Genomic DNA, 14826 nt, shown 5'->3' with positions numbered 1-14826 from the left:
TTTTATTATACAAAAAAATTCCAAAAACTAGGTGTGTTTTCAAATTCTTTCGTTGTCAGCTTTTCAATAATTTTCAGCTTAATCTCCTGCTCCAAGTCTTCTCTATCCTGGTAACTTGTTTGATGAAGACACTGCTTAATTTTTGGCGTAAAATTTTCGATAATTATTAGCATCTCCTCATTCATATTGTTCTGCATTGACTAAATCTCCTCCTTTCTAATAATATGATGAAGCTTCTTTAAAGCCTTTCGATGCAGGTTGGATATATTCTGTGGTGTTGTTTGTAATGTTTCAGCAATTACTTTTATAGAATAGTCTTTGACATAAATCATTTCTAAAATTTGCAGTTGCTTGTCTGTTAATTTTTGCAAGCCTTTAAAGAGCTGTTCATTTTCAATTTTTTCTAATAATCCTTCTTCTTCGCTCTCTTCGTCTCTTATACCATCGTCCATTAGACCACTATCTGCGACTAATAAAAAGCGATTTTGCAATCTTCTCTTTTTTTTATCGAAATCCAAGCTAAAGAAATAAATTAAATTGCTGATATATTTTATTTTCTGTACCCTTTGATAATGAGCTTGAAATGTTTCATCAACCATTTTCAAATTACAATCATTGGGATATAAGATTGCATGTTGTACCAAATAAAGATTTTGTGCATCTGCCAAAAAACTTCTGATAATTGGGTTTTTAACCTGTTCTCTATTTCTGTAAAAAAACTCTTCTATTATTTTGTACTCATTACACATTCGCATCACTCCTATATATTCGCCTTCTTGTTCATTAAAGTGAATATCATATATCTATTATAAACCAAAAACAGAACAAATGTTCCCTAATTTATTCATTCATATTGATTTTATTAATCGTACGTTCACTTTTCATAACTGTAAGCATCACATTAATGAGGGAGGAAGATGTTATGATACCAATTGAAACTATACAAATGTGGGTTCACCTAATAGGTAATTCAGGTTTCCCTATTGCCATTACCATCTATCTCTTTATGCGTTTTGAGAAGAAAATAGAAAATTTGCAAGCGGTCATCTTGAAATTGTTAGATAAAAAGGAAAATTAATAAGCCTATAAAAAAATATACGGCAGCATCCTTTAAAAAGGATGCTGCCGTGTGACTTAAAGATGCTTCTGCATACCATATATGTAAGAACAAATATGTAGATGGGGGGATTTTATGGAGCTTATATTGACCATTTTTCTCATGCTAGATATTCCCTACAATTACTTTCACCATTCATTCCCCATTATGATTGAATACTTGGGGAATCTTGGATTTTGGCTGGCACTCCCATTATCGGTCCTTACTATCTTGCTAAGTCTATGGTTACTTATAAAAAAAGTGGGCATTGTTAGCTCTTTACTTATTCTTTTTATTACGGGGATTCTTTTATTCCTTGCTTTAATTCCATTGTTCCATTGTTACTCATCCTAATAAATTGAAGCCTTTGAAGATGGAAGTCTTCAAAGGCTTTTTAGCATTTTTAGAAATACAGCACCATATAATCCTCATCAAAATATTGCTGCCCTATTTTTAAGGCGTTTCGTTCTGTTCCAAAAACGTGAAAACCTAACGATTTGTATAATCCTTTTGCTGATTCATTGGAAGAAACAACTGTTAAATTAATTTGCTCGACATCTACTAGTGTCTTTGCTTGATTGATGATCTCTATCATTAGTTGTTTTCCTATGCCCAATCCCCGTTTTTTTGAAGAAACATAAACGGCAAAAATACTCGCTTTATGCTTTAGCTTCATTTTATTTGCTTGCACCAATGTCGCCACACCGAGTAAATCCTCCTGGTCAAATGCCCCAAACGTAAATGTTCCCTGTCCTTCGAGCCTACTTGCAAACGACTCAATTGACAAATCCTTTTCTTCCTCGAAGCTAGCGCCAAAAGCTTCTGGATTTGTTTGCAATCCCTCTAATCTTAAATCTCTATATACTTCAGCATCTGCAGCTGTTAATTGTCTAATTTCCATGCCTTTTCCTCCTATCATACTTTTCCTATTTATCGGCCATAACGATTGGCATTTGATGTACTTTTCCTACAGTAATCCTTAAAATGGAAATAAGGGAGCTGAAAATCTATGGAATCTACTAATATGTCAAAACACTTTCTTACATTACAGGCGCAACGAGCACACTATCTACCAGCTATTCATTCACTTTCACAGGAAGAACTATGGCGAGTAACACGCGAGGGAAAATGGTCCATTGGTGAACACTTTTATCACCTTTATTTGATTCTCAAAATGCTCCACACAGCAACCAAATATTCTTTATTCCTTACGCCTATCGCTAAAATGCGAAGAAACAAGCCATTCTCTACTGAAATACATGATATTTATGAAGAATATCAATCCAAAAAAGGACATGGAATGCGAGCACCCAGTATTTTGATTCCACCTAAGAAAATACGCTTTGTATTAAACAGTTATGATATCGAGCAATTACTTATCAACGAGACACTTGCTTTGCAAAAGTTAGTACAAAATATAGACGAGGATGTTGCAGGGCATATTGTTTTTCCTGATCCCATTGCGCATTATCCTAATCTCATTCAAGCTATTCAGTTGTTGGCTATTCATGAGAGGCATCACTTTAATAGGATGGAAGGGCTTTTAGGAGGAAAGAATTTGAAAGGTACAATTAAAGAAATCAAATAGAGCCAATTTGATTTTATGCCCATCAAAACTGGCTCTGGATTTTTCTGTATAGTAACTTTGTCATGGGAAAAATTTCATTAGGAAACGCTACGAGCTCTTTGTTCTAGAACTACACTTAAAATTCCAAACAATAACAGTAACAACACACCCATTAACGTAATATTTGACCATTGTAACCGTGTATCGAATAGCTGAAAAAAGAAGGTGAATACAGGAATAAAACACAATGACATCATGACTAAAAATACTTCACAATATTGAATACCCTTCTGTAATAAATACATTGGTATCAACACACCGATGACGGTCATCAATAAAATCCAATCAATGTTTTCAAGCAAATAAGTAAACATGACATCATATGTAGCGATAAATGAAAGCAAAATGATCCCATAAAATCTTTTTGATAAAATCATCGAGCTTGTCCATCCTAATTGACTGAGCTGCTTAGAATAGACTGTACATAATACTGCACCAAGTCTAGACTATTTAATTTTCCTTCAACAAAAAAATCCGTAAAGGTCACTACGAATCTGACATTTACGAATTTTTTATCACTATTACTTATTATCGGCTTATTAACGTTTACAGCAGCATACGTAAAAACTTTTCAAAATGCACGCCTGCCTCACGAGGTACTTGCTCCTTCGAAGTAGCTTCAATTGCAGCGGCTAAAAATGTTTCTGCCAGTGTCATTGATTCCATTAAATCTTGTCCGCGCATCATGCCGCCCATTATGATGGATGCGAAGAGGTCGCCTGTGCCTGAATAGCTCTCACCATTATAGTTGCGGATACTATGAAAAGACCGCTCAGAATCGACAAACATATTCCCAACATAACGCTTGTCCCTATCACCTGCTGGGGGATTCAAACCCGTAATAATGACGTTTGCTCCAGTTGTTTGCTGTAGCTGCTGACCTGCTTCCTTAAGGGCATGAATATAATCTGTATCATTTTTATAGCTCAATAGCCTTTCATAGGATAAACCTGTAAGCAAGCAACATTCCGTAACATTTGGCGTAATAATATCAGCACACTTTACTAATGCTTTCATACGATCAAGCAATTCACCCGTAAACATTTTATAAACCTCACCATGATCACCCATTACTGGATCAACAAGCAACGTCGTCTTATTGGAGTGAAACACGTCTAAAAAGCGAAATATATTATCGATTTGCTCCTTACCTGTAACAAAGCCTGTGTGAATACCATCAAAGGTAGCTCCAAGCTTACTCCACTCATCTATGAAAGAGTCCATCTTTGATGTTAAATCTTCACAATAAAAGCTTGAATATCCTGTTTGAGCCGTTAAAATAGCTGTTGGTAGTGGGACTGCTTGCACACCCATCACAGAGAGTACAGGCATCGCAGCCGTTAACGAGCACTTTCCAAAGGACGACATATCTTGAATTACAGCAACTTTTTTCATCATACATTCCACCTAACTCATCCTGCTTTTACTCTCCCCATCGTATCACAATTAGAAAGATGCGAAAATAACCTCAAACTGACCCTTAACTTTTTTATGAAATTGACACTTTTACAATAGTCAGTCCTTTGTTAAAGTAAAAATCATCAAAATATTCATCATAGTGAGGAAGAGACAAATGCAAAATATACAAAGGCCAACATCCTATACAAAATCACGTACAAAAACATTTGATTTAGTCATTACAGCCATTTTAGCAGCACTTGTTTTCGTTGCTACAATGTTTATCAATCTGAAGCTACCGATAGGGCAAGGGGGTCTTATCCACTTAGGAACATCTATGCTGTTTATCTCCGCTATTTTATTTGGACCAAAAAAAGGAGCACTTGCTGGAGCTATTGGAATGGGCTTATTCGATATCGTAGGTGGCTGGTTATTTTGGGCACCCACAACCATTATTTCACGCGCATTACAAGGCTTCATTGTTGGTAAAATTGCTTGGTCAAAAGGACATAAAGGTGATAATCTTGGGCTGAATATTTTAGGAGCAGTAGTATCAATGCCCGTGATGATTGCTGTTTACTATGTTGGGCAAGCCATTATGTTCAACAGCTGGATTGCCCCGCTGGCATCCATTCCTGGGGACGTCATTCAAAACATCGTAGGCTTAGTTATCGCCATCCCAGTATGTGTTGTACTGAAAAAAACGCCATACTTCAAAAACAATTTTTAATGAAAATACACCATCTTGCTGTTGAACAGTAAAGATGGTGTTTTTTATGGAGTGATATACAAAAACAACGAATTTCAAGATAAAGTGAAACTAGCCTTGTTCTTTTTCATACTATAAGGTGGAGGTGGAAAAATGCCAAGAGTAAAATACCGTGATGCAGACGTTGCTTTAATGGCAAGGATGATGAGAGCAGAAGCAGAGGGTGAAGGTCAACAAGGTATGCTTTACGTGGGCAATGTCATTGTGAATCGTGCAGTGGCGTCCTGTTTAGACTTCAATGATGTAAGAACGATTGAGCAGGTTATTTACCAGGTACAAGGCGGAAACTATTCTTTCGAAGCTGTTCAAAAAGGCAATATGTTTTACCAACGAGCAAGAGAAACGGAAAAAAGATTAGCGAAACAAAACTTAGATTTCTGGCGAGAACATCCAGCAAAATACGCACTCTGGTACTTCAATCCATATGCACCATGTCCCCCAACATGGTATGGTCAGCCGTTTACAGGACAATTTAAGAATCATTGCTTTTATGAACCTGCTCCAGATACTTGTGCTAGTGTATATATGGGATAAGGTTTTTTGACTTTTAATAACCTACATTCACAAGTTTAATAACGCTCTACTACAATAACAAAGCCCAACGTGTTAATTGACTAAAAATCGCCGTATGTAAAGAGGCTGAAGGAATAGATGCAAATCTAGTTTCCTTCAGCCTTATGCTAGCTCTTATTTTTTAATCGTTACATATTTGCTATAAACATACCCCGACTTATTATTATAAGATATCTTATACCAGCCTTGTATTTCCTCTAAAATTGTAATTTCGGTATTCTTTGAAATTGTCCCATATACTTTTCCTGAGTTCGATGGCTTTGAACGAACATTTAAGTGATAAGCCGTAACAATCCCTTTAAGTGATTCTGGCTGAGTAATTGTTGGCTTCGATTTGTCTGGTGCTGACTTACTTGGATTCACCGGTTTTTCTACTGGCTCATCTTTAGGTTTATTCAATGCTTTTACCAGCTTTTGATAAAATTCACCTGACGTTTTTACCCCAGTAAATTGGCTAGCATCTACTTTTGCTTTTGTTGCTAGCATTTTTATTTCTTCTTCTGTAATCAAAGCTTTGACATTAATAGATGCTATATTTGTATACTTACCATCTTCCGTTGTAGGAATGGCTAAAATATCTTTATTGATTAATTCAACAACAGCAGCACGTGCAGGCGATTTCACATCGACACCAACGATTTTCCAGTTATGCTGGATCACTGGCTCATACACGCCGTTCATCTCTTCTTTTAGATATCGAATGGCTAGATTACGGATTGTACCGCCTGTTTCTCCATAGGCACTTTCTTCTTTAGAAGACCAAATCATATTAAACTTACGCCCTTCAAGTGCTTGACCTTTTGATACAAGAAAATCCATTCGATACGAGTTCATACCAAGCTTTAAATTGTCTTCCATCTTAATTGGCGTATCATCTAATTTGCGTAGATTTTTTATTCTGTTACCTGGCTGCTCCGTTAAATCGATGTCATATTTTACATTTCCGAAATAATCATTCGTACTATATTTAGAGGAACGACGAGTTTTATCAAAACTAATCGTCACATCTCCATCTCGCGTGCTATTAAAATAGCCAACTGCCCATTCCATATAATCTTTTAAATCTTTGCCCGTTACTTCATAAACTGATACTTCTCCACCAGCAAATTGATAATTATAGGCGATATCCTTTTTCTTAATAGGACCTACATCCAATGAAGCTTTGTCATTATCAATCTGATGTGCTACCACATCTGCCTTACTATAATGTAGCATGACCTCATGGAAAAAATCTGATAAAGATGTTTCTTGGATGTGTACAGCTGGTATACCCTTAATTTCATTTTTGGGAACAAGATTTGTTCCTTTAAGCTGTGCTACTTCGATATTAGCATCTTCACGTGCATACTCATGGTATGGGTTCAACGTTTTTTCTAGATCTTTATCCGATTCAACAAAGGTCCCGTCTTCATTCTTTACAGGAATAGTTGAAGCATCTTTTTCTTTAAGCAACAATTTCTCGCCTTGGCGAGTAAATGTTAAATCAATTCGTGAAATATGTGTTCCATATTTATTAGGCTCTGTTATAAAAACACCGTTCACTTCTTCTTTATTTATCAGTACATGATTGTGTCCTGCAAAAATAGCAGCTAGTTCTGGTACGGCATTAGCCATTTCCTTCACACCCGTTCCTGGAACACCATTTTCATTTTCCAATCCCATATGCATAAGGCCAATCATGACATCTACTTTACCCTCTAATTCCTTAACTGCCTTTTTAGTCTCTTCTATCGGGTTTTTGACAACTAAACCATCAAGATGATTTGTCCCCTTCTCATACTCTGTAATCAAAGGTGTTACCATGCCAATAACCCCGATTTTAACCCCTTCACGCTCAATAATTGTATATGCAGGTAAATAGCGTTCGCCATTTTCTTTATAAACGTTCCCAGCAAGTCTTGCTCCATTAAATTGACTGGAAACTTTATCTAAAACATCCAAACCAAAATTAAACTCGTGATTACCATATGTCCAAGCTTCATAGCCCATTTCATTAACAGCCACCATCATTGGTGACTGCGGCTGGTCATTAAATAATTCTGCAGAATTATCCTGTATTAAATCTCCATTTTCCAATAGGATGGTATTCGGATGATCTTTACGGATATTTTTAATAATTGTATATAATTGCGTTAAACTTCCTGTGAGATTTGGTCCATCCACTGCGTAATCCCAAGGCATAGAGCGGCCATGAATATCTGACGTAGCCAGGAGTGTAATATGAATATCTTTCTCTTCCTCTTGTGCATTGACAGGCGTTTGTGTAAAGACAATTCCTGTTGCCAGAATCAATACAGCCATACTTAGTATTGTTATAACTTGTTTCAATTGATTCATTTCCTAGTTTTCTCCCTTTTTATTCTGAATTTTAAGATTCCTAATCAGTGTAGCATTTATGGAGATGTCTAACCAGGTAAAATCTATCATAAAAGTAATATAATTTCATAAATTTAACAGATATTAGCGTGATTAAAGAGGAAAAAGCAATAGAAAATCGATATTCAACAAAAGTTTTACTCCCGTCCAATATCCCTATTTTAATAGGATTTATTTGATTCATCTGGATATGCTAGAGCCACTCTCACACGTTTTTCCTTTAATAACAGGACTCCCATCAAACCAATGAAGGAGAATATAACAGGCGAAATGAAGCCATAGTAGTACCCATCACTTACATTGCCTGTGGCAGCTTGAAAGTAATCTAAAATATACCCAAAAATAATGGGTAGCAATGCGGCACTTAGAAAGCCCCCTGTATTGGCAAATCCAGAAACAATGCCTGATTCAGCTAAAGGAAAAGTTTGACGAACTGCCGCAAAGGTTAAAGCACTTGCACCATAGCCAAAGCCGATGATAAAGAACAGGACAATGAGCATGAAAATGGACGGATGCCCTTTCAATAAAAGAAAGGCAAACCAACTCGCTAAAACCGCAATATGCACTACAATATAGGGTCTCTTAATCGTACCTAACCAGCCAGCAATCCAGCTCATTAAAGGTGCTCCTATAAGCGCTCCGACTAGACCAATCATAATTAGCTGACTAGCCTCTGACCGTGACATCTCATACATATTGATCCCATATGGTACTGCCCACGAGCTAATAAAGCCAACATACTCGCCCACAACGCCAAAATGACAAAAAAATAAAGCCCATGCTTGCCTGCTTGAAAATATTCTTCGTAATAATTTGGAGCTTTTTTCACGTTTTAGTTCTTTAGTTATGCTTACAGGTTCCTTTGAAAAAATGCGTTTTGTGTTTTGTACGAGCACAAAATAAAGAAGTACACCACATAAGCATAGTAAAAGTCCTGTAGAGAAAAAGGTGATTCGCCAACCTAATAAAAGAATCAATGTAGCAAAAGGCACTGTTGCCAATAAAAAGCCTAAGCTCCCTGTCATACCTGCAAAGCCAATTAATCGGACAAACTCCTTTTTATGAAACCATTGTGCCAAAATAAGCACCATATTCACCCATATGGTGGCATCTCCTATACCAGTAAGTATTCTAGAAAAGAATAGAATGAATTCATGTGTACCTAGACTGTAAAGAATCGTTCCTATACCTGTAAGTGTGGCACCAATGATGAGGAAAAGGTTTGGCCCAAATCGGTCAGCTAGAATCCCCATTGGAATTTGCAAACTCGTGTACACAAAAAATTGAATACTCGTCAATAACCCAATTGTCGATGCCGTTACCCCAAAATCCTCCATCAATTGATCTGTAATTAACCCTGGAGCAGTTCGCTGACTTGCCATTAACAAATAGGTAAACAATACAGCAACAAACACAATCCATCTGTACTTATGTTGTTGTTTGTCCAATAATCACTACTCCTATTAGCTTTTATATTATTTATATGAATGGTATACCATGATAAAAACCTTTTTTTGAATTAAGTTCTGCAAAAGGGAGTATCTCCATTACAAATATCGAAAGGCTTTTAAAGAACTGGTCGCGCCTGTAAATAGACATTTTCTACAATATCTGAATCTAAATAAGTTAGTAGTCTATATAATTGACGAGCAGATTCAGCGTTAGCAAAACTATGGCCTAGAATAACAGTACCAAGATCTTGATTACCAAATTCTAAGGTTTTGTATGTTTTCTCCGCTTCACTCCACTCACTTTCAGGGAGTAATCTAAAATACACTATTCGGGCGATATTATGATTTTTTAACCCATCTATATTTTTTAGCTTTTCTATATGCTCTCTTGTTGTCACAGCCTTATTTACAATTACCTGAAATCCTTCTTTCATATTATAAATTTTTTCACGTTCTCCAACTTCTCCATATATTAAAGTTTGTTTTTTCTCTAGTCGATATTTTTTCATATTATTAATAAAATCTAATAATTTCACATTAACAATATTACCTAGATTCTCTTCAGACTTTGTTTGTGATTGAGAACCACTTGTCATATCAGAACGTTTTAAAATTTTATTAAAAACAGTTAAATCCTCTTCCATCAATAATTCTGTCCCCTTTTTATTAACGGTTAACAATATAACTGTTTTTAAATAATCTAAAAATCTATCATATGTCTCAATACCATGTTTAATATCTTCTTCAAATAAATTTAAACTCTCTAGCTCAATAAATTCATCTCGTAACAAATCAATAAACAAACCTTCCTCACTCGTCGTTTTATTTAATAACTCTAGCTTAGAATCTGAATTTCTCATTGTTATGTACAATGGCTGACAGGCTAGCTGCATACAAATAATAGCAATTAAAATACATTGTTCATAAGATGAAGGATTCGTTTGCTTATCAATAATCATATTTACTTTATTATTTAAATAGAAGTTATTAATAAGGCGTTTCATCGCACGTGGGTTACTACCTACACTAAATTGAATCAAGCTTTGTAACTCATTCGATAACTCCTCATTTTCAGATAAAATCCCTAAATTATCATTCAGAAACTTTCTATAGTTGTAAATCTCTACTGGTATTTTGAATGGCACTTGAATCATTTTATCTAAGAAACTTTTAGTTTTAACCCTAGATGTTTGCTTTGCTTCAGTAATTCCTTCCTCAATCACACGATTATCAACAGCCAATACAAAAATACAGCCCTCTATATCTAAGAAGAGCTTTATTACTTCTAATAAACTTACTGCAATCGATGGCTTCAAACGATCTAAATCATCTATAAAAATAACTAGTCGTGCAGGATTATTGGGAGTCCCGTATTTTTCCATTAACTTTTTTACAACATCCTCTAATGAGTTTCTTAACATTTCGATTGCTTGCGCTGGATCCAGTACCGAATCTTTTTTGGCGTCATCAGAGTTAGTCTGTTGCATCCCTCCTTGAGCAAGGATCACGTTTAACCCAAATCTTGCAATCCCTTTAATGGCCTTTGCTGCTTCTGCGACAAACTTATTTTCTTCAGGTAATTCTTCTGTTAGCTTATTAATAATGTAGCTTAAAAATGAAATACCTAAATTTTGCTCTAAATTAAACTGAGTATATTGCCAAGTATTAAAATTCACAGTAATAATTGGTGATTTATCGTATGTCTTAGCTATATCAGGTTCTCCTAGCCTTTTAATTGGATTAAGCTGTTTATTGATTAAATTAATAAATGACGTTTTACCTGTTCCCCAACCACCCTGTAAAGCAATGGTGATAGGTGTTGCACTTTCACGAATAAAATCACTCAATGCCTCGATATATGGTTTAACTTCAAATAAATCATAACTATCATCAAAAATCGGTAGATCATGAATTCCTATATTCCTTACTTTTGTAACCACTCCGTCACCTTCCATTTCATTAAGTTATTGTCTTCTCTAAGATATTTTACCACAATAATCCAACTTATAAGCCTACTACTCAACTATAAAGAGCAGTGATACATTTTCATACAGCAAAACCCTAATCATGTATTTTAGAGAACATGCTTAATACAGGTGAAAAACAAGTTCCAATTCAAAGAAAACACCAAGTCAATACTATGATATGACTTGGTGCATTAATGATTTATGATACGGTTGGCTGAGGCTGTTCACTGACATGTACTGCTGGTTGACGGTCTTTCCAAGGCATGGCTTCCTCTAGCTGTCTACCAAGCTGTAATAACGTCAATTCATCTGCAAATTTACCTGTCATTTGTAGACCAATTGGTAGGCCTGATTTACTTTCGGCTAAAGGCAATGATATGGAGGGCTGACCTGTAGCATTGAATAAATTTGTAAACGGTGCATACGTGAAAATTTGCTCTGTCCATTCAACAGCCGAAATATTAGGATTGTTGGCATTTAACTCACCAATTTTAGCAGGAAGTGTGCCAATAGTTGGACTCAATAAAATATCATAGTCTTCAAAGAAGCCTGCAACTTGACGTGAAACGACTGCATTTGTATGAATAGCTTCCAATAAATCAGCCGCCTTTAATTGTCCACCATATTCATAGCATTTCCAAATGGCGGCTTCAATATAGTCTGGAGAAACTGCTTTACCAGTTCCCGCTGCAGCCCCCTTAATCATTTGATAAATATTCGCTGTCCAAATATCGACCGTCGCCTTTGTGAATGATGCTTGTTCATATTTCGGACGCGCCTCTACTACCTCGTGTCCTAGTTCTTTTAATACTTGAACTGTTTTATGAACCGCTTCTATACATTCCGGATCGACAAATGCTCCAGAATTTGTTTCAGTTGTCCAAGCAATTTTTAGCGGGCGCACTGTTTCCTGGATAAGTTGTCCATACGGTGCATGTGTTACTTCTAATTTGGAATAGCTCCCTAAGTCAGGGCCTGCTACTTGATCCAATAAAACAGCTGTATCACGAATTGTACGAGTCACAGCGAACTCAATGGCAATACCATTTAAAGGCTCGCTATTGAATGGACCAGCTGGAACTCTTCCACGTGTAGGTTTTAATCCCACTAACCCACTACAGGAAGCGGGGATACGAATAGAACCTCCACCATCATTGGCATGAGCGATTGGCACAATACCACTTGCTACAGCTGCTGCTGACCCACCACTCGAACCACCTGGACTATGAGTTAAATTCCACGGATTGCGCGTTGCACCATAAATAACCGCTTCAGTCGCTGCATTATAGCCAAACTCAGGTGTTGTCGTAGTACCTGCTAAAATCAGGCCAGCCTTTCTAAAGCGCGCCATTAATTCACTATCGACGGGGATAACCGTATTTTCTCCAATACGACTCCCCATACTATGCGGAATACCCTCTGCATGTAGCACAAGCTCTTTAATTAAAAACGGAACACCCGCAAACGGCGCATTTTCATCAACCTTCTCAATGGCTTTATCAGCCTGCTCTTCTAACACACTAACAACTGCATTAATGGATGGATTGACTTTTTTTATTCCTTCTAACGCTAGCTCCTTTAACTCCTGTGGTGTTACCTCCTTTGATTTTACTAGCTCTGCCAACCCAATACCGTCATAGGATGCATACTCTTGTAAATTCATATTATCACCTCGTATAGTAGTAATCTTGCAAATATAATGTACTGAATATTCTAAATTTAAGATATTACCCGAAAGGATAATTCTGTTTTAAGTAGAATATAAATGCATAATAGAGAAATGAGGTGTTTTCATGTTTTTAGAAAATGATTTAGAAAACATTCTTAAAGCAAGCTATCATATTTCAAATATGAATGTGAAACAAAGCAATGAATGTTTTAAACATGAACTATTGCAAACAATTAGTCAGCATCTCGGCTATCACCATATGTTATTTTGGGAAATAGCAAATAATGAGCTAACCGCCCCTGTGCTTTTTAATATAGAGAGTCACACGATTAATGACTATTTACAAAGATATAAAAACTTTGATCCATTGCACCCCCAAAATATAAATACACAGCCTTCCATTCAGCTAATGAGTAGGAATGAAGTTATGTGCCTGCAAAAACAAACCCACTATAAAGAAGTTTTTTTGAAAGAAAATCGCTATGAAGATGAAATGGCCATGTATTTAAGAATAGACAATAGGCTCGTAGCCGTTATTGGCTTTTTAAGGAAAACAGGAGAGAAGCTATTTAATGAAAAAGATATTTTAAAGTTAGTGTATTTGAAAAGAAATATCGAAAACATGTATTCCTTACATCACTTTTCACAGCCCTCCATCGTGTTGGAAATGACAGATCGAGAACGAGAAGTTTTAAAGTTTGTATTCAAAGGCTTGAAAAACCTAGATATCGCCCAGCAATTATTTGTCAGTGAAAATACAATCAAAAAACACCTTCAAAACCTATATAGAAAATTTCAAGTAACCAATCGTACCCAGCTACTAGCAAAGTGTTTAAAGTATATTGATCATATTTAGGAGGGTCATCTATTGAATTCAAAGGTAGTATGATTAATTGGCATAAAACTATTTTCCCTCAGTAAAAAATGTCCCACCAATTGGGTGGGACATTTCAAATTTTAATTCTAACTATAGAGGTGCTCTTTTACTTAATTACTTTGCACTTTATACACTTTACTATCAAGCTGTCTATTTATTGCCTGCTGTAAAAATCGTGTGGCAGTAAATAGTTTTTCTTCATCAATATTCGTTTGCACACCTAAACGATGCAGGAAATTTACTAAATCATTTGTTGACACATTGCCACTTGCACCAGGGGCATAGGGGCAACCCCCTAAACCTCCAATAGCACTGTCGTATTTTGTAATCCCCAGCTCAAGTGCTGCAAAGATATTGGCTAAAGCACGGCCATAAGTATCATGAAAATGAAGGGCAAACAAATCACGATCGTATTGAGTGAGTAGCTCTGATAAAATAGCCTTTACTTGTACAGGATCCGCTACCCCAATTGTATCACCGAGTGAAATTTCAGAAACGCCCATTGCTAGATAGGCATCAATGATATCCTTCACTGTTTGAAGCTTTACTTCATCACCAAACGGACTGCCAAATACAGTTGAAATATAGCCTCTTAACGATATACCTTCACGATTTGCTACTTCAGCTACAGCTTTTAAGTTCTGTAAAGATTGGTTAATTGAAGCGTTTACATTACTTTGATTATGCTCCTCAGAGGCAGAAATAAATAAAGCAATTTCATCAACCTTGTGTTGAATGGCTCCTTCTATCCCTTTCAAATTAGGCACAAGCGCTGCATACGTTATTTTTTCATCACGTGCGATTTGCTCAAACACTTCATGATGATCGGCTAAAGCTGGTATCCATTTGGGACTAACAAAAGAGGATACTTCGATATGGCGGACACCTGTTTCACTGATTAAGTTAATCCATTGCACTTTCAAATCAGTTGGAATAAAAATTTTCTCATTTTGTAAGCCGTCACGAGGACCTACTTCTCTTATTTCCACTTGTTTTGGTAAAGTCATCAAGATACACTTCCTT

At 36.2% G+C, this 14826-nt stretch carries 15 protein-coding genes; 5 read left to right on the top strand and 10 right to left on the bottom strand.

What is annotated here, in order from left to right; genetic code table 11:
* Window positions 1–5: 5 nt before the first annotated feature.
* Together BFM98_RS08890 and BFM98_RS08885 are read right to left on the bottom strand one after the other, a co-directional pair.
* Entirely contained in the window at window positions 6–197 is a 192-nt protein-coding gene (locus BFM98_RS08890) for a hypothetical protein (protein ID WP_004228187.1), read from the bottom strand.
* 3 nt (window positions 198–200) lie between these two features.
* Window positions 201–749, bottom strand: a complete 549-nt coding sequence (locus tag BFM98_RS08885; protein ID WP_048394336.1) for a sigma-70 family RNA polymerase sigma factor — start codon at window positions 747–749, stop codon at window positions 201–203.
* Between the two features lie 173 nt (window positions 750–922).
* Between BFM98_RS08885 and BFM98_RS23380 the strand changes: the two genes are divergently transcribed.
* Complete coding sequence (locus tag BFM98_RS23380; RefSeq protein WP_083225341.1) at window positions 923–1078, top strand: YvrJ family protein; 156 nt, start codon at window positions 923–925, stop codon at window positions 1076–1078.
* Between the two features lie 421 nt (window positions 1079–1499).
* Here the strand turns inward: BFM98_RS23380 and BFM98_RS08880 are convergent, their stop codons facing one another.
* Window positions 1500–1997: a GNAT family N-acetyltransferase gene (locus tag BFM98_RS08880; RefSeq protein WP_066037159.1), complete on the bottom strand. Its 498-nt coding sequence runs from the start codon at window positions 1995–1997 to the stop codon at window positions 1500–1502.
* A gap of 108 nt (window positions 1998–2105) precedes the next feature.
* Here BFM98_RS08880 and BFM98_RS08875 point away from each other — a divergent pair, with 108 nt between their 5' ends.
* Window positions 2106–2684, top strand: a complete 579-nt coding sequence (locus BFM98_RS08875) for a DinB family protein (protein ID WP_066037158.1) — start codon at window positions 2106–2108, stop codon at window positions 2682–2684.
* Window positions 2685–2761: 77 nt separating this feature from the next.
* Here the strand turns inward: BFM98_RS08875 and BFM98_RS08870 are convergent, their stop codons facing one another.
* The gene (locus BFM98_RS08870; protein ID WP_066037157.1) at window positions 2762–3100 is read right to left on the bottom strand and encodes a hypothetical protein; all 339 of its coding nucleotides are present in this window, start codon (window positions 3098–3100) and stop codon (window positions 2762–2764) included.
* A gap of 169 nt (window positions 3101–3269) precedes the next feature.
* Complete coding sequence (locus tag BFM98_RS08865; protein WP_066037156.1) at window positions 3270–4118, bottom strand: pyridoxamine kinase; 849 nt, start codon at window positions 4116–4118, stop codon at window positions 3270–3272.
* 178 nt (window positions 4119–4296) lie between these two features.
* Between BFM98_RS08865 and BFM98_RS08860 the strand changes: the two genes are divergently transcribed.
* Together BFM98_RS08860 and BFM98_RS08855 are read left to right on the top strand one after the other, a co-directional pair.
* The gene (locus tag BFM98_RS08860) at window positions 4297–4851 is read left to right on the top strand and encodes an ECF transporter S component (RefSeq protein WP_066037155.1); all 555 of its coding nucleotides are present in this window, start codon (window positions 4297–4299) and stop codon (window positions 4849–4851) included.
* A gap of 132 nt (window positions 4852–4983) precedes the next feature.
* On the top strand, window positions 4984–5424 hold the full coding sequence (locus BFM98_RS08855; protein ID WP_004228176.1) for a cell wall hydrolase: 441 nt from the start codon (window positions 4984–4986) through the stop codon (window positions 5422–5424).
* A gap of 153 nt (window positions 5425–5577) precedes the next feature.
* Here BFM98_RS08855 and BFM98_RS08850 read toward each other — a convergent pair whose 3' ends face one another.
* The 4 genes from BFM98_RS08850 to BFM98_RS08835 all read right to left on the bottom strand — a co-directional run bounded on the left by BFM98_RS08850 (window position 5578) and on the right by BFM98_RS08835 (window position 12920).
* Window positions 5578–7800 (bottom strand): 5'-nucleotidase C-terminal domain-containing protein, encoded by a 2223-nt coding sequence (locus BFM98_RS08850; RefSeq protein ID WP_066037154.1) that lies wholly within the window; start codon window positions 7798–7800, stop codon window positions 5578–5580.
* A gap of 200 nt (window positions 7801–8000) precedes the next feature.
* The gene (locus BFM98_RS08845) at window positions 8001–9287 is read right to left on the bottom strand and encodes an MFS transporter (RefSeq protein ID WP_066037153.1); all 1287 of its coding nucleotides are present in this window, start codon (window positions 9285–9287) and stop codon (window positions 8001–8003) included.
* A gap of 119 nt (window positions 9288–9406) precedes the next feature.
* A complete protein-coding gene (locus BFM98_RS08840; protein ID WP_083225339.1) occupies window positions 9407–11245 on the bottom strand; it encodes a KAP family P-loop NTPase fold protein in 1839 nt (612 codons plus the stop codon).
* A gap of 211 nt (window positions 11246–11456) precedes the next feature.
* On the bottom strand, window positions 11457–12920 hold the full coding sequence (locus BFM98_RS08835) for an amidase (protein ID WP_066037151.1): 1464 nt from the start codon (window positions 12918–12920) through the stop codon (window positions 11457–11459).
* Between the two features lie 130 nt (window positions 12921–13050).
* Here BFM98_RS08835 and BFM98_RS08830 point away from each other — a divergent pair, with 130 nt between their 5' ends.
* Complete coding sequence (locus BFM98_RS08830; RefSeq protein WP_066037150.1) at window positions 13051–13782, top strand: response regulator transcription factor; 732 nt, start codon at window positions 13051–13053, stop codon at window positions 13780–13782.
* A gap of 131 nt (window positions 13783–13913) precedes the next feature.
* On the opposite strand, the gene BFM98_RS08825 is transcribed toward BFM98_RS08830, so the two are convergent.
* The gene (locus BFM98_RS08825) at window positions 13914–14810 is read right to left on the bottom strand and encodes a hydroxymethylglutaryl-CoA lyase (protein WP_066037149.1); all 897 of its coding nucleotides are present in this window, start codon (window positions 14808–14810) and stop codon (window positions 13914–13916) included.
* Window positions 14811–14826: the final 16 nt, after the last annotated feature.

Origin of the sequence: Lysinibacillus sp. AR18-8, assembly GCF_001705465.1 — a bacterium.
Taxonomy (GTDB): domain Bacteria; phylum Bacillota; class Bacilli; order Bacillales_A; family Planococcaceae; genus Lysinibacillus; species Lysinibacillus capsici.
The sequence above is the reverse complement of the archived record's forward strand: the minus strand, read 5'-3'. Positions and strand labels throughout refer to the sequence as shown.